This window comes from Streptomyces seoulensis, from assembly GCF_022846655.1.
Classification (GTDB): Bacteria; Actinomycetota; Actinomycetes; order Streptomycetales; family Streptomycetaceae; genus Streptomyces.
In genome coordinates, this window is the sequence record NZ_AP025667.1 from 4306244 (window position 1) to 4323911 (window position 17668).

At 74.0% G+C, this 17668-nt stretch carries 17 protein-coding genes; 8 read left to right on the plus strand and 9 right to left on the minus strand.

What is annotated here, in order from left to right; translation table 11 throughout:
• The first annotated feature begins 28 nt into the window (after positions 1-28).
• From HEK131_RS19880 to HEK131_RS19895, 4 genes are all read left to right on the plus strand, one after another.
• Positions 29-898, plus strand: coding sequence for a LysR substrate-binding domain-containing protein (locus tag HEK131_RS19880; RefSeq protein ID WP_244336391.1), 870 nt, complete (start codon positions 29-31; stop codon positions 896-898).
• 261 nt (positions 899-1159) lie between these two features.
• On the plus strand, positions 1160-2986 hold the full coding sequence (locus HEK131_RS19885) for an AMP-dependent synthetase/ligase (protein WP_244336392.1): 1827 nt from the start codon (positions 1160-1162) through the stop codon (positions 2984-2986).
• A gap of 82 nt (positions 2987-3068) precedes the next feature.
• Complete coding sequence (locus tag HEK131_RS19890) at positions 3069-3905, plus strand: aldo/keto reductase (RefSeq protein WP_279614266.1); 837 nt, start codon at positions 3069-3071, stop codon at positions 3903-3905.
• Positions 3906-4001: 96 nt separating this feature from the next.
• Positions 4002-4691: a glycoside hydrolase family 75 protein gene (locus tag HEK131_RS19895; protein ID WP_244336393.1), complete on the plus strand. Its 690-nt coding sequence runs from the start codon at positions 4002-4004 to the stop codon at positions 4689-4691.
• Between the two features lie 15 nt (positions 4692-4706).
• Here HEK131_RS19895 and HEK131_RS19900 read toward each other — a convergent pair whose 3' ends face one another.
• From HEK131_RS19900 to HEK131_RS19910, 3 genes are all read right to left on the minus strand, one after another.
• A complete protein-coding gene (locus HEK131_RS19900) occupies positions 4707-5624 on the minus strand; it encodes a class I SAM-dependent methyltransferase (RefSeq protein WP_244336394.1) in 918 nt (305 codons plus the stop codon).
• Between the two features lie 115 nt (positions 5625-5739).
• The gene (locus HEK131_RS19905; protein ID WP_244336395.1) at positions 5740-6483 is read right to left on the minus strand and encodes a class I SAM-dependent methyltransferase; all 744 of its coding nucleotides are present in this window, start codon (positions 6481-6483) and stop codon (positions 5740-5742) included.
• 55 nt (positions 6484-6538) lie between these two features.
• Complete coding sequence (locus HEK131_RS19910) at positions 6539-7288, minus strand: TetR/AcrR family transcriptional regulator (RefSeq protein WP_217465212.1); 750 nt, start codon at positions 7286-7288, stop codon at positions 6539-6541.
• Positions 7289-7390: 102 nt separating this feature from the next.
• Between HEK131_RS19910 and HEK131_RS19915 the strand changes: the two genes are divergently transcribed.
• Together HEK131_RS19915 and HEK131_RS19920 are read left to right on the plus strand one after the other, a co-directional pair.
• Positions 7391-9043, plus strand: a complete 1653-nt coding sequence (locus HEK131_RS19915) for a CocE/NonD family hydrolase (RefSeq protein ID WP_244336396.1) — start codon at positions 7391-7393, stop codon at positions 9041-9043.
• Positions 9044-9112: 69 nt separating this feature from the next.
• Positions 9113-9976 carry a helix-turn-helix domain-containing protein gene (locus HEK131_RS19920; protein ID WP_244336397.1) on the plus strand — a complete coding sequence of 288 codons (864 nt, stop codon included), beginning with the start codon at positions 9113-9115 and terminating at the stop codon, positions 9974-9976.
• A gap of 43 nt (positions 9977-10019) precedes the next feature.
• On the opposite strand, the gene HEK131_RS19925 is transcribed toward HEK131_RS19920, so the two are convergent.
• The 3 genes from HEK131_RS19925 to HEK131_RS19935 all read right to left on the minus strand — a co-directional run bounded on the left by HEK131_RS19925 (position 10020) and on the right by HEK131_RS19935 (position 13139).
• Entirely contained in the window at positions 10020-10445 is a 426-nt protein-coding gene (locus tag HEK131_RS19925; RefSeq protein ID WP_217465214.1) for an OsmC family protein, read from the minus strand.
• A gap of 105 nt (positions 10446-10550) precedes the next feature.
• A complete protein-coding gene (locus HEK131_RS19930; protein WP_279614267.1) occupies positions 10551-12617 on the minus strand; it encodes a phage holin family protein in 2067 nt (688 codons plus the stop codon).
• Positions 12618-12707: 90 nt separating this feature from the next.
• Positions 12708-13139: a hypothetical protein gene (locus HEK131_RS19935; protein WP_217465215.1), complete on the minus strand. Its 432-nt coding sequence runs from the start codon at positions 13137-13139 to the stop codon at positions 12708-12710.
• 83 nt (positions 13140-13222) lie between these two features.
• Between HEK131_RS19935 and HEK131_RS19940 the strand changes: the two genes are divergently transcribed.
• Positions 13223-13996 carry an MBL fold metallo-hydrolase gene (locus HEK131_RS19940; RefSeq protein WP_217465216.1) on the plus strand — a complete coding sequence of 258 codons (774 nt, stop codon included), beginning with the start codon at positions 13223-13225 and terminating at the stop codon, positions 13994-13996.
• On the plus strand, positions 13993-14637 hold the full coding sequence (locus HEK131_RS19945; protein ID WP_432215651.1) for a DedA family protein: 645 nt from the start codon (positions 13993-13995) through the stop codon (positions 14635-14637). Before HEK131_RS19940 ends, HEK131_RS19945 begins: the two co-directional genes overlap by 4 nt.
• Here HEK131_RS19945 and HEK131_RS19950 read toward each other — a convergent pair.
• From HEK131_RS19950 to HEK131_RS19960, 3 genes are all read right to left on the minus strand, one after another.
• Positions 14588-15742, minus strand: coding sequence for an MBL fold metallo-hydrolase (locus tag HEK131_RS19950; RefSeq protein ID WP_244336398.1), 1155 nt, complete (start codon positions 15740-15742; stop codon positions 14588-14590). The genes HEK131_RS19945 and HEK131_RS19950 overlap by 50 nt on opposite strands.
• The gene (locus HEK131_RS19955) at positions 15739-16995 is read right to left on the minus strand and encodes an aminotransferase class I/II-fold pyridoxal phosphate-dependent enzyme (RefSeq protein WP_244336399.1); all 1257 of its coding nucleotides are present in this window, start codon (positions 16993-16995) and stop codon (positions 15739-15741) included. Before HEK131_RS19955 ends, HEK131_RS19950 begins: the two co-directional genes overlap by 4 nt.
• 169 nt (positions 16996-17164) lie before the next feature.
• On the minus strand, positions 17165-17662 hold the full coding sequence (locus tag HEK131_RS19960) for a hypothetical protein (protein ID WP_217465357.1): 498 nt from the start codon (positions 17660-17662) through the stop codon (positions 17165-17167).
• Positions 17663-17668 lie beyond the last annotated feature (6 nt).

The window sequence follows — 17668 nt, forward strand, 5'->3', positions numbered from 1 at the left end:
TTGGCGATGACCGGACTAGGCTGCCGTCATGTACGACCCCACGCACCTGCGGACCTTCCTGGCGGTGGCGCAGACGCTGAACTTCACGCAGGCCGCGCGGCGGCTGGGGCTGCGGCAGTCGACGGTGAGCCAGCATGTGCGCAGGCTGGAGGAGGCGGCGGGCCGCCAGTTGTTCGCGCGGGACACCCACTCGGTGGAGCTGACCGGCGACGGTGAGGCGATGCTCGGCTTCGCGCGGCGGCTGCTGGAGGTGCAGGAGCAGGCGGCGGCGTACTTCTCCGGCGCGCGGGTGCGGGGCAGGCTGCGGTTCGGCGCCTCGGAGGACTTCGTGCTGACCCGGCTGCCGGAGATCCTGGAGGGCTTCCGCCACGACCATCCCGAGGTCGACCTGGAACTCACGGTGGAGCTGTCCGGGACGCTGCACGAGCGCCTGGCCGAGGGCAAGCTCGACCTGGTGCTGGCCAAGCGGCGCCCCGAGGACCCGCGCGGCCGCCTGGTCTGGCGGGACGACCTGGTCTGGATCGGCGCGGAACGCCTCCGCCTGGACCCGGACCGCCCGGTCCCGCTGATCGTCTATCCCCCGCCGGGCATCACACGGGCCCGCGCCCTGGAAACCCTCGACACCCAGGGCCGCCCCTGGCACATCGTCTGCACCAGCGGCAGCCTCAACGGCCTCATCGCGGCCGCCCGGGCCGGGCTCGGCGTGATGGCCCACTCCCGCAGACTGATCCCGCCGGGCCTGGTCCGCGTACCGGAGCGGGCGGGCCTGCCGGACCTCGGCGGGATCGACTTCGTCCTGACCCACGGCCACCGCGGGGGACCCGCCCAGGAGGCGGCGGACGCTCTGGCGGAGGCGGTGCTGGCGGGCGGCGAGCGGCTGCGGCGCCAGGGCGGCTGAGAGCAGGCGCCTGTCCTGGTGGCCGCCGTGACCGGCCCGTACAGATTCGGTGGAGATTACGCCACCGGTACGTACCGACCCGTCAGTATCGTGTCCGTCCCTTCCCCATGTGCGGGGATTTTCCGGCTACCGTCCGCGAGGTACGCGCGGTTTGGACGGTTTCCCGACCCCTCCCATCCGGCCATTCGGTGGGGTAGCTTTCACGGCGCTGTGCGGAGCGTCGCGGGGCGTGACCGAAGGGCGAGGAAGGGGGAGCCGGGTTTGCGCGAGTTCATCGACCCTGTGACGGAGACCGAGCCACCTGTCGGCGGTCTGGCCGACGCCGTCTTCGACAACGCGCGCACCGACCCCCAGCACATCGCCCTCGGCCGCAAGGACGATCATGGGCAGTGGCGGGACGTGACCGCCGCCGAGTTCCGGGACGAGGTCGTCGCCCTCGCCAAGGGTCTGCTCGCCCAGGGTGTCCGCTTCGGTGACCGGGTCGCCATCATGTCCCGCACCCGCTACGAGTGGACCCTGTTCGACTTCGCGCTGTGGACGATCGGTGCCCAGGTGGTGCCGATCTACCCGACCTCCTCCGCCGAGCAGTGCTTCTGGATGCTGCACGACGCCGAGGTCACCTCCGCCGTGGTGGAGCACGAGGACCACGCGATGACGATCGCCACCGTCATCGGCCGGCTCCCCCGGCTGCGGCAGTTGTGGCAGTTGGACGCCAACTGCGTACGGGAGCTGTACGACGCCGGGGCGCATCTGGACGACGAGGTGGTGCACCGGCACCGCAAGGCGGTCACCCCGGACTCGACCGCCACCGTCATCTACACCTCGGGCACCACGGGCCGCCCCAAGGGCTGTGTGCTCTCGCACGGCAACTTCATGTTCGAGGCGGACGCGGTGATCCGGCGCTGGGAGTCGGTGTTCCACTCCAAGAAGGGCGACCAGGCGTCCACGCTGCTGTTCCTGCCGCTGGCCCATGTCTTCGGCCGCATGGTGGAGGTCGCCGCGCTCAGAGGCCGGGTCCGCTTCGGCCACCAGCCGCAGTTGCACGCGGCCGCCCTGCTGCCGGACCTGGCGGCGTTCCGGCCGACGTTCATCCTGGCGGTGCCGTACATCTTCGAGAAGGTGTTCAACTCGGCCCGGCGCAAGGCGGAGAAGGAGGGCAAGGCGACGCCCTTCGAGAAGGCGGTCGACGTGGCCGTGAAGTACGCCGACGCGCTGGAGGCCAAGGCGTGGGGGCTCGGACCGGGGCCTTCGGCGGGCCTCAGGATGCAGCACCAGTTCTTCGACAAGCTGGTGTACTCCAAGGTCCGCGCGGCGATGGGCGGCCGCATCCGCAACGCGATGTCGGGCGGCTCGGCGATGGACCGCCGTCTCGGCCTGTTCTTCGCGGGCGCGGGCGTGCAGATCTACGAGGGGTACGGCCTGACCGAGTCGACGGCCGCCGCGACCGCCAACCCGCCCGAGCGCACCCGCTACGGCACGGTCGGCCAGGCCGTCCCCGGTGTGACGGTGCACGTCGCCGAGGACGGCGAGATCTGGCTGCACGGCGGCAACGTCTTCCAGGGGTATCTGAACAACCCCAAGGCGACCGACGAGACCCTGCACGACGGCTGGCTGGCCACCGGCGACCTCGGTTCGCTGGACGAGGACGGCTATCTCACGATCACCGGCCGCAAGAAGGAGATCCTGGTGACCTCCGGCGGCAAGAGCGTCTCCCCCGGCGTGCTGGAGGAGCGGGTGCGCGACCATCCGCTGGTCAATCAGTGCATCGTGGTCGGCAACGACCGCCCGTACATCGCGGCGCTGGTGACCCTGGACCAGGACGCGGTCGACCACTGGCTCCAGATGCGCGGCAAGCCCCGGCCGAGCCCGGCCGAGCTGGTGCGCGACGCGGATCTGGAGACGGAGGTGCGCCGGGCGGTGGTGGCCGCGAACACACTGGTCTCCCAGGCGGAGTCGATCCGCACCTTCCGCGTCCTGGCGCAGTCCTTCACCGAGGAACACGGACTGCTGACGCCGTCGCTGAAGCTGAAGCGCAAGGCGATCGAGAAGGCGTACGAGCGTGAGGTGGAAGCGCTTTACCACTCCTGACCGGCAGGTCAGGAATGCATCCCGGCGCTTGATCGTTGACGATGGGTGTAGCACCTGTCCACAACCGAAGGATCATGAGCCCGTGAGCAGCAAGGTCCCCCCGATCATCCTCAACAACGGTGTCGAGATGCCCCAGCTCGGCTTCGGCGTCTGGCAGGTCCCGGACGACGAGGCGGAGCGCGCGGTCGCCACGGCGCTGGAGACCGGGTACCGCAGCATCGACACCGCGGCGATCTACGGCAACGAAGAGGGCACCGGCAAGGCCATCGCCGCCTCCGGACTCCCTCGGGAAGACCTCTTCGTCACCACCAAGCTCTGGAACAGCGACCAGGGGTACGACTCCACCCTGCGCGCCTTCGACACCTCGCTGGAGAAGCTCGGTCTCGACCACCTCGACCTCTATCTGATCCACTGGCCGCTGCCGGCGCGGGACAACTACCTCGACACGTACAAGGCGTTCGAGAAGCTGTACTCCGACGGCCGTGTCCGCGCGATCGGCGTGTCCAACTTCCTGCCCGAGCACCTCCAGCGGCTGATCGCGGAGACGTCGATCGTCCCGGCGGTGAACCAGATCGAGCTGCACCCGCAGCTCCAACAGCGCGCGGCGCGGGAGTTCGACGCGGAGCAGGGCATCGCCACCGAGGCGTGGTCGCCGCTCGGCCAGGGCAAGGGCCTGCTGGAGGTCCCGGCGATCGTGGCCATCGCCCAGAAGCACGGGCGTACGCCGGCGCAGGTCGTGCTGCGCTGGCACATCCAGCTCGGCAACATCGTCATCCCGAAGTCCGTGACGCCGTCGCGGATCAAGGAGAACATCGAGGTGTTCGACTTCAGCCTGGACGACGAGGACCTCGCCGCCATCAGCGCGCTGAACGAGGACAAGCGGCTGGGTCCCGACCCGGCCACGTTCGACATGGTCTGACACCCCGTACGCCACAGGGTCGTCCACCCCCGTCAGAAGGGGTCGGGCGGCCCTGTGCGCTACGCCGAGCTTCGCCGACCGAAGGGCCACCGCGCCGTGCGTCTTCGTCCACTGGGTCTCGCCACCGCCGCCGGGACCGTCCTGCTCGCCGCCGCGGCCCTGGCCGCCGCCTACGGGGACTCGCCGAAGCGGGCGCGGGAGGGGACGGTGAGCGCGGCCGACCTGCTGGCGAAGGTGAGGTCGTGCGACCGGATCTCCGACGGTCTGTACCGCACCGACGCGGAAAGCGCCGCGACGATCCCGGTGTGCGGGCTGAAGGGCGCGGTGTTCTGGAAGGCGGACATGGACGTGGACTGCGACGGGCTGCGCACGGAGCACTGCAACGAGGACCGAGACCCCTGGTACCAGGACGACACCGCCTTCCACCAGTCGGACGGCAGGCCCCTGCGCGCGGACACGCTGCCCTACGTGGTGGTGCCGGGCAAGAGCGCCCTGTGGGATCACGCGGCGGCCGGGATCGAGGGCGGCGGTGTGGTCGCCGTCGTCCACGGCGACCAGGTGGAGTACGCGGTCGTCGGGGACACCGGCCCGAAGGAGATCATCGGCGAGGCGTCGTACGCCACCGCCGAGGCGCTCGGCATCGACCCGGACCCGGCGACCGGGGGCGCCGAGTCCGGGGTGACGTACATCCTGTTCAAGGACTCCCTGGTCTCCCCCGTAGAGAGCCACGGCGCCGCGGTCGCCCTCGGGGACCGGCTGGCCCGGGAGTTCCTCGCCGGGAACTGACCCGGCCGACCCGGCTCAGACGGGGCGTACCGCCGTGTAGACCGTGTACGCGTCCAGCACGAACAGGTCGGTCCGCTGGTGCACGCCCGCCGGGTCGGCGGGGTCGAGGAGGCGGTCCAGGGTGGCTCGGTCCTCGGCGTCCAGGGCGTCGCCGAGGCCGTCGCGCAGCCGGGTGAAGTAGGCGGCGGCGTAGCCGCGGGCCGCTTCGTCGGCCGGGGCGGGCAGGTCCAGCAGGAAGGTGCGCGTGCGGGTGGGCTTGAGGCCGGCCGCGGTGAGCAGGGCGGGCCAGTCCTCGGTCTCGGTGACCGCGCCGGGCAGTTCGGCCCGCATCCGGCTGAACCACTCCTCCTCGACCGCGTTCAGCCGGGACTGGAGGCCGGGGCGGCCGATGCCGATGTCGCGGGGCAGGTAGCGGGCGGGAAGTCCGCCTTCGAGGAGGGCGAGGGTGCCGCCGGGGGCGATCCGCTGCGCGAACGCGGCGAGCCCGGCTCGCTGGTCACCGAGGTGGTGCAGGCTGCGGCTGGCCCACAGCAGGTCGGCCGGTCGGTCCAACTCATCCAGTGCTTCGGGGAGTTCGCCGGTGACGGTGGTGAAGCGGCCGGCCACGCCGAGGCGTTCGGCGCGCTCGCGAGCCCGCTCCAGCAGGGGTCCGCTGCCGTCCACGGCGGCCACGCGCGCGCCGGGGAACTCCTCGGCGAACAGGCAGGCGACGACGCCGGGTCCGCTGCCCGCGTCCACGATCAGCCCCGGCTCGGGACTCTCCTCGGCCAGCCAGCCCATCGCCTCGCGGTACAGCGGCGCGAGCAGCTCCGCCTGGGACTCCAGCACCGGGCCCATCTCGGCCCAGTCGATGTCGGTCTCGTGTCCGTGCGCGTGTCCGTGCGTCTGTCCGTGCGCGTGCCCGGTGGGTGCGTGGTGGTGGTCGTGCGCCATGCTGGTCAGCCTCTCTTCCCCGGCTCTGCTCCGGCTGCGCCCAGCGTGCGACGGCGCGGTGTCCGGCGGCAAGCTCTGTTGCCGGTACGGCAAACGGGGGACGGTTCGGCACCGGTCACCCGGACCGGCGGTAGGCGTGCACGGTGAAGACGGGGTCGGCGCGGGGGCGGTCCTGGTCGGGCAGCCGGGCCAGGCGGGCGGCGAACTCCTCGGTGCGGGGTTCGCCTGGCGGCAGCAGGGTGAACCAGCCGCGCCGCAGGTCGGTGACGGTCCGGCGCGGGCTGCGGCCCTGGCCGACGCCGGTGAAGCGGGCCAGACCGGTCCGGACGAGCCCGGCCTCGGCGGCGTACGCGTCCACCAGGGCGGGGTCGTCGGAGGCGGGGCGCCTGGGGCGCGGGCCGAGCACGGCGTCGATGTCGCTGCCCACGTCGTGCGCCTTCGCCTTGTCGACGGTGGTGACGTAGGTGCCGCCCGGCCGCAGCACCCGCGCGGACTCGGCGATCACGGCACGCAGGTCGGCCGGGTCGTCCAGCAGGTGCAGCAGCCAGACGCTGGTGACGGCGTCGAACGTGCCGTCCGCGAAGGGCAGTCGACGGCTGTCGGCACGCATCACGCAGCCGGGCAGCCGGGCGGATGCCCGCCTGGCCATGGCGGAGGTGAGGTCCACCCCGGTGACCCGCAGCGCGGGCCGCGCCCCGGCCAGCAGGCGGGTGACGATGCCGGTGCCGCAGCCGTTGTCCAGCAGGCGGCCTTCGTGGTCCGGGATCAGCCCGAGGACGGCGTCGGCGGCGGCGCGGGCACGGGGCTCGCCGCCACGGAGCTTGTCGTAGGACTCGGCTTCTTTGTCGTAGTCGAGCACAGACTTCAATGTGCCCACGCTCGCAGCTGCCATGTCCCTTGATTTCAGGGGGAGTTCACCCTCCTTGAGGGCGATGGCCCGCCCCGGACCAGTCGGTGTCCAGCCCGTCGACCAGGCGGTCGAGGAAGCGGGTGAAGGTGGCTTCGGGGTCGGTGGGACGGCGGGGAGCACAGAGGGCTTCGGCGAGTTCCGGGTGGTCGCCGTCCTGGGCGACCGCGGCGAGGTAACGGGCCTCGGCGGCGGCGCGTCCGGGCGAGCGGACGGCCGCGGCCTGGGCGAGTTCATGGGTGACGTGCCCGGCGACGAAGGCGGTGAGCTGGGCGAAGATCTCCAGCCGGGCGGCGCCGTCGAGTCCGCAGGGACGCAGCGCGGTCAGGGCGTGTTCGAGGAAGGCCAGGACGTTCGGGCCGGGGGTGCGGTGGGCGGCCAGGGCGGCGGGGAGCCAGGGGTGGCGCAGCATGTGGCCGCGCTGGAGGCGGGCGACGGTCTTCAGGTCGGCCCGCCAGTCGCCGGTGAGCGGGCCGGTGGCCGGCAGTTCGGCGCTGACGTGGTCGATCATCAGCTCCAGTAGCGTCTCCTTGTCGGGGGCGTAGCTGTAGAGCGACATGACCCCGGCCCCGACCGCGGCCGCGACCCGGCGCATGCTGACCGCGTCGAGCCCTTCCGCATCCGCCAGGGCGACGGCCGCCACCGTGATCGCCTCGCGGCTGAAGGAGGGCCTGCGGCCCTTGCGGGGCTCTGCCGGGCGCAGCCAGAGCCGCTCGGGGTCGACGCCCGCGGCGCCGGTTCCCTCGTCCTGTGCCACGCTCCACCGCTCCTTCTCCCCGGCCTGTCGGCGACCGGCCCTTGCCAAGGTCATCCAAGCATCCCCTATTCTCGTACACCGTACGGAATACAGGAGGGGATCATGTCGTTCCGAAAGCCGCCGCTGTCCGCACGCCTGATGCGCAAGACGTTCCGGGGCCTTGCGGCGAAGCGGTACGAGGTCGGCTGGGAGCCGGGGCTCGCGGTGCCCGGGGCCGACGGCGGCACACTGCTCACCGACCACTACTTCCCGCGCGCCGGGGGCGACTTCCCCACCCTGCTGGTCCGCTCGCCCTACGGCCGGGGCCTGCCGTGGTCCCCGATGTACGGCCTCCTCTTCGCGGAACAGGGCTTCCATGTGGTCCTGCAGAGCTGCCGGGGCACCGGCGGCTCCAGGGGCGCGTTCGACCTGTGGCGCCACGAGGCCGCCGACGGCCGGGCCACCGTGGCCTGGCTGCGTGAACAGCCCTGGTTCGACGGCACGCTGGGCACCGTCGGCCCCAGCTACCTGGGCTATGTGCAGTGGGCCCTCGCCCTGGACCCGCCGCCGGAGCTGAAGGCGATGGTGGTGCAGGTGGGGCTGCACGACCCGTACGCCCTCTTCCACGCGGGCGGCGCGCTGCGCCTGGAGAACGCGCTCACGGTCGGCCTGGGCATGACCTACCAGCACCAGGGGGTCGCGCCCTTCGCACGGGCCGCCCTGCGCCTGCGGCGCCACCTGCGCGCCGTCACCATGGCCCGGCCGCTGCGCGGTGCGCACGCATCCGCGCTCGGAGCCGAAGTGCCCTGGCTGGACGAGGTCATGGCCCACCCGGACGCCGAGGACCCCTACTGGGACGGCGCGTCGGCGGCACCGTCGGAACGGCACCGCGTCCCCACCGGTCTGATCACCGGGTGGCACGACGCGCTGGCCGACCAGACCATCGAGCAGTACGCGCGGCTGCGCCGGGCCGGGTGCGAGACCGCGCTGCTCGTCGGCCCCTGGACCCACACCTCCGCCCTCCAGCAGGGCTGGCCCGAGGTGTTCGCGGAGACCCTCGCCTGGCTCCGCGCCCACCTGTGCGCCGACCCCACCGCACTGCGTCCCACAGTGGTGCGCGTGCACATGGGTGGCGAGAACACCTGGCGGGACCTGGACGACTGGCCACCGGCCACGGAAGCCACCTCCTGGTACCCCACCGGCGACGGCCGCCTCACCCGGCGGGCCCCCACCGACTCCGCCCCGCCGGCCACGTTCCGCCACGACCCGGAGGACCCCACCCCGGCCCTGGGCGGCCCCCTGCTCTCCCCCGGCGCCGGGCCGCGCGACAACCGCCCGCTGGAAGCCCGTGGCGACGTCGTGACGTTCACCGGTCCCCCGCTGACCGAGCCGCTCGACGTCGTCGGCCCGGTGACCGCGGACCTGACCCTCTCCGCCGACACCGGTCACACCGACGTCTTCACCCGCCTGTGCGACGTGGACCCCGAAGGGCGCTCCGTCAATGTCTGCGACGGACTGGGTACCCTCACGGCATCCCCGCACGCCCCGGCGCGGATCACCGTCCCGATGAGCGCCATCGCCCACCGCTTCGCCCCCGGCCACCGCGTCCGCTGGCAGATCAGCGCGGGCGCCCACCCCCGCTTCGCCCGCAACCCCGGCACCGGCGAACCCCGGGCGGACACCACCGTTTTCCGCCCCATACGCCTCACCCTGCACGGCGACTCCTCCCTGAACCTGCCCGACTCGGCCAACTCGGGCCCCAGGTTGGCCGGTTGATCCCCCGTGTGCGGGCGGCCCGTGCGTGGCACACTGCCCGCAGGCTTCGGGGGGAGGGGAGGACGGGGTGTGAGTGAGCGGCGGACCGCTCCCACTGTGGGGCAGGTGGTGCTCGGCAGGCGGCTGCAGGAGTTGCGGGAGTCGACCGGACTGAGCCGGGACGAGGCGGCGCGCGTCCTCCGGGTGGCGTCGGCGACCGTACGGCGGATGGAGACGGCCGAGGTCGCGCTGAAGATCCCGTACGTGCAGGCGCTGCTGGCCGCGTACGGGGTGGGCGAGGAGGAGGCCACCGCGTTCGTCGGGCTGGCCGAGGAGGCCAACAGGCCCGACTGGTGGCAGCGGTTCCACGACGTGCTGCCGGACTGGTTCAGCCTGTACGTGAGCCTGGAGGGCGCCGCCCGCCTCATCCGCTCCTACGAGCCGCACTTCATCCCCGGCCTGCTCCAGACCGAGGCGTACGCGCGGGCGGTGCTGGAGGCCGGGACGATCGGACAGCACGGCCAGGAGACGGTGGACCGGCATGTCGCGCTGCGCCTGGAGCGACAGCAACTGCTGGAGCGGGACGACCGGCCGCACCTGTGGGTGATCATGGACGAGACGGTGCTGCGGCGCCCGGTGAGCACCCGTTCCGAGGTGATGCGCGACCAGCTCGACCATCTGCTGGAGTACGCCGAGCGGGACCGGATCACCCTCCAGCTCGCGGAGTTCGCGGCGGGCCCGCATCCGGGGACGTACGCCCCCTTCACGCTGTTCCGGTTCGCCGAACGGGAGCTGCCGGACATGGTGTTCACCGAGTATCTGACCGGCGCGCTCTACCTCGACTCGCGCGAGGAGGTGGCCGCGCACCTGGAGGTGCTGGACCACATGACGGCGCGGGCGGCCTCCGCGCAGCGCACCCGGAAACTGCTGCGGGAGTTCCGCGAGAGCCTGTGACCCGGTGCCGCGCGCGGGGCGCGGCACCGGCGGCCCTCAGGGCTCAGGCCAGCTCGGCCGTGAGGCTGATGTCGGTGCCGGCCAGGGCCTGGCTGACCGGGCAGTTCTTCTTGGCGTCCTCGGCGGCCGTGCGGAAGCCGTCCGCGTCCAGGCCGGGGACCTCGCCGCGCACGGTGAGGTGGATGCCGGTGATGCCCTCGCCGGGCTGGAAGGTCACGTCGGCCTTGGTCTCCAGCCGGGTGGGAGGGGTGCCGGCGCCGGTCAGGCCGTGCGACAGGGCCATGGAGAAGCAGCTCGAGTGAGCGGCGGCGATCAGCTCCTCGGGGCTGGTGCGGCCGTTCGCCTGCTCGGCGCGCGACGGCCACGACACCGGCTGGGAGCCGATGCCGGAGGAGTCGAACGTGACGGTGCCGCTGCCCGACAGCAGTTCGCCTTCCCAGACCGTGTGTGCGGTGCGCGTGGTAGCCACGGTGGTTCCTTTCGCGGATGTTCTCGTGTTCCGGGTCCTTGTGCCCCCGTACCCCCCATCCGATCACATCCGGGGTCACGGCACGGTGAGGACCGGCCCGCGTACTCAGGCCGCCCGGCGCTCGGGGCCGGCGTCGAGCGGCACCTCGGGCCCGTTCAACTCGCCGAGCCAGCGGCGCAGTACGCCGTGCAGGCGCTCGGCGCCGGACAGGCCCGCTCCGTCCTCGTCGGGCAAGGAGAGGGTGAGCGGGGAGAGCAGGAAGGGGCGGGACTGGGCGCCGCCGAGGCCGCCGTGGGAGCCGATCTGCTCCTCGAAGGCGTGCACTTCACCGCTGGCGGGGTCGTGCCAGGAGTTCACCATGATGTCGGCGGTGTGGGGGAAGGAGTGGGCGCGGCGTACGGCGTCGGCGGCGCCGGGGCCGAAGCGGGCCAGCGGTCCGGGCCGCTCGTCCAGTTCGGCCAGCGGGATCTCGGTGCCGCAGGGGCCGAGGACCACGCCGTCGTGCTCGGCGCTGCGCACCAGCAGGAAGCCGATGCCGGGGTGGTTGGCGAGGGTGGGGAGCAGCGCCGGGTGGCGGGCGTCGATCTCCTCCTTGGTCATCCGGTGGGGGACGTCCGGGAAGGAGACCAGCCCGAGGTTGCCGGAGGCGAGCACGACCGGCTCGGAGCGGCGCACGGGCGGGGTGGGTCCGTCGTCCGTGCCGTCGGCGCGGCCGAGGGCGACGCGTACGGCGGCGCGGGCCTCGGCGCCGCTGGGGGTGCGGCCGGCGCCGCGCGGCACGGGCAGCCCGCTTCCCGCGCGGACGAGGTCGGCGAGGGTGAGGCCGTAGCGGGAGCGAAAGGTTTCGCCCGGACTCTGCCCGTGGTCGGAGAGGACGACCAGGCGGTAGGGGCGCGGGGCGTGCTCGGCGGCCTTCTCGATCAGCGCGAGGGAGCGGTCCAGGCGCTTGAGGACCTGGCGGGCGTCCCGGCTGTCGGGGCCGGAGTGGTGGGCGACCTCGTCGTAGGCGACGAGGTCGGCGTAGACGGCGGTGCGGCCCGCGAGCAGATCGCCCATCACGGCGGCGACGACCACGTCCCGTTCGACGACGGTGGCGAAGGCGCGGACGAACGGGTAGAGGCCGCCCCGGCCGACGCGCGGGTGCCGGCCGGCGAACCGGGCGCGGGTGGACTGGCCGATCTCGCGGCCGATCTCGGCGAAGAACGACAGGGCGGTGCGCACCGCGTTGGCCGGGTCGGAGAAGTAGGCGAAGTAGCCGGCGCGGGAACGGTTCCCCCGGCCGCGGCGGCGGGTGGCGATGGAGAGCACGAGGGCCTGTTCCCCGGCGCCGCCGCTGAACAGGTTGCCCCGGCTGGCGCCGTCGACGGTGAGCAGGCCGCCGTCCCCGGTGCGGGCGACGGCGCGGCGCTGCAACTCGGCGGCCGAGGTGGGCCGGTTGCAGACCATGACCTCGCCCCGGTCCTTCTCGTACCAGCGGAAGGCGGGGACGTCGTAGGTGCTGCCGTGGAGGATGCCGAGCTGGCTGGCGCCGGTCTGGCTGGACCAGTCGGTGCGCCAGGAGGCGAGCCGGTGGGTGGGCGGGATGACGCCGTCGGTGGCGAGCCAGCGGGCCACGGTGGGCATCAGACCGTCGCGGACGGCGGCGGTGAGCACGTCGTGGCCGACGCCGTCGAGCTGGACGCAGACCAGGCCGGGCGTGCTCGCGCAGGGCCGGCCGGCTCTTCGGCGGCGCACCGCGAGGCGCAACAGGCGGCGCCGGTAGGCGTCGTCGTCGCGTACGGCGAGCGCCCCGCCGGTGGCCGAGGCGACGGCGGACATCACGGCGGCGACGATCACCGCGGTCTCGGGCGCCACCTCGCCGCGCCCGGAGGGGTTGACGCGCAGGGCGAGCAGCAGCAGGGAGCCGTTGAGGAAGAAGACCAGCAGGCCGAGGAAGAGCGCGGGCACGAGCAGCAGCAGCCGCACCAGCACCGGCCAGGCCAGCGCCGACAGCAGGCCGAACGCCCCGGCTCCGCAGGCGGCGGTGACGGCGATACGGGTGGCGCTGTCGCCGTCGGGGGACTGGAGCCGGAAGTCGGGGAGGGCTCCGGCGAGTACGAGCATGGTGAGCGTGGAGACCGCCCACACCGTGACGCTACGACCGATCTGACCGGCAACCCGCCGCCACCGCACGCCCCGCGCACCTCACGTCCCGGCCCGCCCCTCGGGGCCTGCCCCCACCTTGTCACACCGGCTGCGGGGGCCGGGGCGGCCCGGAAGGAGTCACTTGCCGTCGTAGCCGGCCGTGGGCATCGAGAGCCGCCGGTGCACGCGCGCCTTCATCCGGGCGTCGTACGCGGGTTCGGCGCTGCCCACCGTCTCCACGCGGACCCCGCGCCGGGCGCACTCGGCGGTGAACTCCTCACCCGTGGACAGCGCGCGCTCCAGCACCCGTCTGCTGGGGGCGACGAACACGTCCACGCCGGGGCGCACCCCGTCCCACAGCGCGTCGTGGTCGAAGCGCAGCCCGCCTACGAGGAGTTCGCGCGCGATCACGTACCCCTGCTCGGCGGCCCAGCGGGCGCACATGGCGTGCTGGCTGCGGGAGTCGACCAGGAACGGGTCGGACTCCAGCTCCTCCAGCGGGGTCAGGCTGGCGATGGCGGTGATCCGTAACGTCGCCGCACCGGCCGAGGCACCCTGTAACGGTCCCATGGCGTCCCCTCACCTCCGGGTTCGCCGCCGACCCTACCGCTGCCCGTACGCTTCGGGGGAGTCGCGCGGCGGAGGTGAGGGTAGTGCCGGTGGAGGTCACCTGGTGGGGTCACGCCACCTGCACGATCGAGGACTCGGACACGCGGGTGCTCACCGATCCCCTGTTCGCCTCACGGCTGGCGCATCTGCGCCGCCGCCGGGGCGCGCCGCCGCCCGCCGACGCCCGCCGCGCCGACGCGGTGCTCGTCTCCCATCTGCACGCCGACCACTTGCACCTTCCCTCGCTGGCGGGGCTCGCGCCGGGCACACGTCTGCTGGTGCCCCGGGGCGCGCCCCGGACGGTGCCCGGACTGCGGCGGCTGCGGGGGCTCGACATCACCGAGGTGGCGCCCGGCGACGAGGTCCGGATCGGGGAGCTGCGGGTGCGGGTGGTGCCCGCGCTGCACGACGGACGGCGGCTGCCCTTCGGCCCGCACCGCTCCCCCGCGCTCGGCTATGTCGTGGAGGGTGAGGCGCGCACCTACTTCGCCGGTGATACCGGGCTCTTCGACGCGATGGCCGAGGAGGTCGGCCCGGTGGACGTGGCCTTGCTGCCGGTGGGCGGCTGGGGGCCGTATCTGGGCGAGGGGCACCTGGACGCGGGCCGGGCGGCGCGGGCGCTGGCGCGGCTGGCGCCGGGCTGGGCGGTGCCGGTGCACTACGGCACGTACTGGCCGATCGGGATGGACGCGGTGCGTCCGCACGAATTCCACGCGCCGGGCGAGGAGTTCGTGCGGCTGGCGGCCGAGGCCGCGCCGAAGGTGACGGTGCACCGGCTGGGGCACGGGGAGGGCGTACGGCTGGAGGTCGCCCGGTGAGAGGGCTGGGGGGCGCGGTGGTGCTGGCCGCCGCCGCGACACAGGGCGTGCCGCTGGAGCCGACGCAGCAGGCGCTCGGGTATCCGTCGCTGTTCCTGCTGGTGCTGACAGGCGCGCTGATACCCGTGGTGCCGACGGGGGCGCTGGTGAGCACGGCGGCGGTGGTGGCGGTCCATCGCACGGCGCCGTTCTCGCTGTTGCTGGTGTTCGTGACGGCGTCGCTGGCGGCCTTCTTGGGGGACGCGGCGCTGTACTGGCTGGGGCGGCGCGGTCTCGGCTCGCAGAGCGGGTCGCGCTGGCTGGAGGCGCTGCGGTCGCGGGCGCCGGAGGAGCGGCTGGACCAGGCGCGGGAGAAGCTGGCCGACCACGGGGTGACGGTGCTGGTGCTGTCCCGGCTCGTGCCGGCGGGCCGGATTCCGGTGATGCTGGCGTGTCTGCTTGCCGAGTGGCCGCTGCGGCGCTTCGCGCGGGGCAACCTTCCGGCGTGCCTGGCGTGGACGCTGACGTATCAGGTGATCGGCATTCTCGGGGGTTCGCTGTTCGCCCGGCCGTGGGAGGGCGTGGTGGCGGTGGTCGTGCTGACCGCGCTGGTCAGCGCGGCTCCGGGGCTGGTGCGCCGGGTGCGGGGCGGGGAGCGGTAGGGCGCGGCTCTGCCTCCAGCACGCGGGAGGCGCCGACCGGGAGGTCCCACAGGTCGGTCCGGGCGAGTTCCGCCTTCTCCCAGGCCGCGCGGACGCGGGTGAGCGGTTCCATGACGGGCTCGGCGGAGAGCACGAACGTCCCCCAGTGCATGGGCGCCATCCGGCGGGCGCCGAGGTCGAGGGTGGCCTGTACGGCTTCCTCCGGGTCGCAGTGGACGTCGCTGAGCCACCAGCGCGGGTCATAGGCGCCGATCGGCATCAGGGCGAGGTCGATGCCGGGGTAGCGGCGGCCGATGCGGCCGAACCAGTGGCCGTAACCGGTGTCGCCCGCGAAGTAGAGGCGCTGCCCGTTCTGCGCGGTCATCACCCAGCCGCCCCACAGGCTGAGGCAGGTGTCGGTCAGGGTGCGCTTGGACCAGTGGTGCGCGGGCACGAAGTCGAAGCGCACACCGGAGAGTCGGGCGCCCTCCCACCAGTCCAGCTCGGTGACGCAGGTGAACCGCCTGCGCCGGAACCAGCGTCCGAGTCCGGCGGGCGCGAACACCGGTGTGTCGCGCGGGAGTCGGCTCAGGGTGGGGGCGTCCAGGTGGTCGTAGTGGTTGTGGCTGACCACGACGGCGTCGACGGGGGGCAGGCTGTCCCAGGCGACGCCGACGGGGGTGACACGGACCGGGGTGCCGAGGATGCGGCGCGACCACACCGGGTCGGTGAGCACGGTCAGCCCGCCGATCCGCACCACCCAACTGGCGTGCCCCGCCCAGGTGACGGCCAGGGTGTCGGCTCCTACCCGGGGCAACGGGCCCGGCTCGTAGGGGAGTCGGGGGATGTCGACGAGTCCCTCGGGTTCGGGGCGCACGGCGCCCTCGCGGGCGAAGCGGGCCATGGCCTTCCATCCGGGCAGCGGCGCGGTGAGCCGGTCGTGGAAGGTCCTCGGCCACACCCGGTGTTCGCCCAGCGGGCGTGGTTCGGCCAGCGGCGGTGACGCGGGCGCGAGCGGGGCGCGGACGACCACCTCGGGCACGGCGTCCGTCGGCGCCGGGGCGCTCGGCGGGGGCGTGGTGGTGGTCGTGGCGGTGGACCCGGGCTCATGCGTCTGCTGCGTCATCGAGGGGGCTCCCATCGCTGAGCTTCGTCACGGAGTTCGTCGAGGACCGACCTCAGGGTGAGCAACGCGTCGCTCGTGCAGGGCAGTTCCGTCGGGTCGGGCGAGGCGAGCGCCTCCTCGCGCTCCTCGTCCGTGCCGCCCAGCAGCGGGGCGGTGGACAGCCGTACGCACAGGGCGCCGAGGTCGTCGCCGAAGCGGTGGCCGCCGGGCGCGGGCATGCCGAGCCGGGCGGTGAGGAAGTCCTCCAGTTCCTGCGCGTCCCCGACGCCCCGCGCGGCCAGGGCCGCGCGCAGCGGGCCGAGGTCGGCGTAGAGGTGGCGTCCGGCCTGCGGGGGCGGGGCGAGCGCACCGCCCGCGAGGACCGTGCGGTACGCGGCGGCGGCCAGGCGCGCGTGCAGGCGGACGGCGGCCTCGCGGCGGGCGGTGACCGGCTCGGGCTCGTCCAGCGCGTACTGGGCGGCGGCCGCGACGGGGGCGGCAAGGCGGGCGCCGAGCGCGAAGAGCACGTCCAGCACACGGGCGTGGACGCGCTCCCCCGCCGCGCTGTCCGGGAAGCGGGCGACGGCCGCGGGCCAGCCGGCCGGGAGCAGCGATCCGGCGAGGTCGGCGAAGACGGTGACATGGTCGGGCAGCATCTCGGCCGGGCTGACCAGGACCGTGTCGTGGGGGTCGTGCAGGGTGTCGCGCCAGGTCTCGTCACTGACGATGTGCAGGCCCTCGGCGGCGGCCGCCTCCACGGTCTCGTGCAGCAGCTCGGGCGCGGGGACGGCGGCGGTGGGGTCGTCCGCGACGGACAGCACCAGCAGCCGGGGGTCACCGCCCTCTTCCCTGACCCGGCGGACGGTCTCCAGCAGCGCGAACGGGTCGGGTATCCCGCCGCTCCCCGCCGGGACGGGCACCGGGAAGAGGCGTCTGCCGAGCAGCCGGGCGCTGGGCGCCCACCAGGCGGCGCGGGGCCGGGGCGCCAGGATGTCGCCGTGGTCCCCGGCGAGCGCGGCGGTCAGCGCCGGCAGCAGCGGGGGCGCGCCGGGGGCGAGGGTCACGCGGTCGGGGGTGCAGGGCAGTCCGCGCCGGGTCCAGTAGCCGCAGGCCGCCTCCAGCAGGGCCGGGTCCCCTCCGGCGGGCTGGGCCTCGCCGTGGTGTTCGGCGGCGGCCAGGCGGTCGGCGAGTTCCGGGAGCACGGGCAGGCCGTCGGCGGGGAACGGGGGCCCGTAGCGGACGGGGCCGTGGCCCTCGGGTTCCCTCCGCCGCATGTCCGCCTCCGCGCGGTCCGTGTGCCGTGTGCCCCGAGCCCGGTGCCGTGTGGCGGGTGTGCGGGGTGCCTGCTGGTGGTGCCCTCGGGAAGGTGTGTACCCGGCGACGGGCCCGGCATGGCTCGCGTCCGGCGTCGTCCCGGTCACGGCGGCCTCCGGTTGCCCGCCGTCAGTGCCCGGCCGCGCGCCTGCGGCCGTACAGCCGGTACCCGGCGCCCGCCGCCGCGGCGGCGATCAGCGTGCCGCCGGCCGCGAGGGCGGGCACCGAGTCGGTGAACGTGCCGCCGGCCCCGGCCTGGACGCCGTGCTCCAGGGTGGGTGGGTCGCCGAAGTCCTTCGCGGGGCCGGACTCCCGGTCCTGGCCGACTTCGCCGTCGCCGTCCTCGCCCTCCCAGGTCTGGTCGTCGCCCTGCCCGGTCTTCCCGCCGGAGCCGCCGGAGCAGTCCTCCGCGCCGCTCCACGCCGGGCCGGTGGGCGCCGCGCTCAGGTACGGCGCTCCGGGCACCGGATTCGTACCGTCGTACGTCTGGCCCGGCGACCGGGGCGCCGACGCCGCAGGGTCCTCGCAGGGGGCGCCCGGCTCGGCCGGTTCGGCGGGCCCGGCTATGACGAGCGTGGCGCAGGCCAGGGCGGCGGAGGTGGTGAGGACGCGTACGGTGCGGCGCATGGGGCG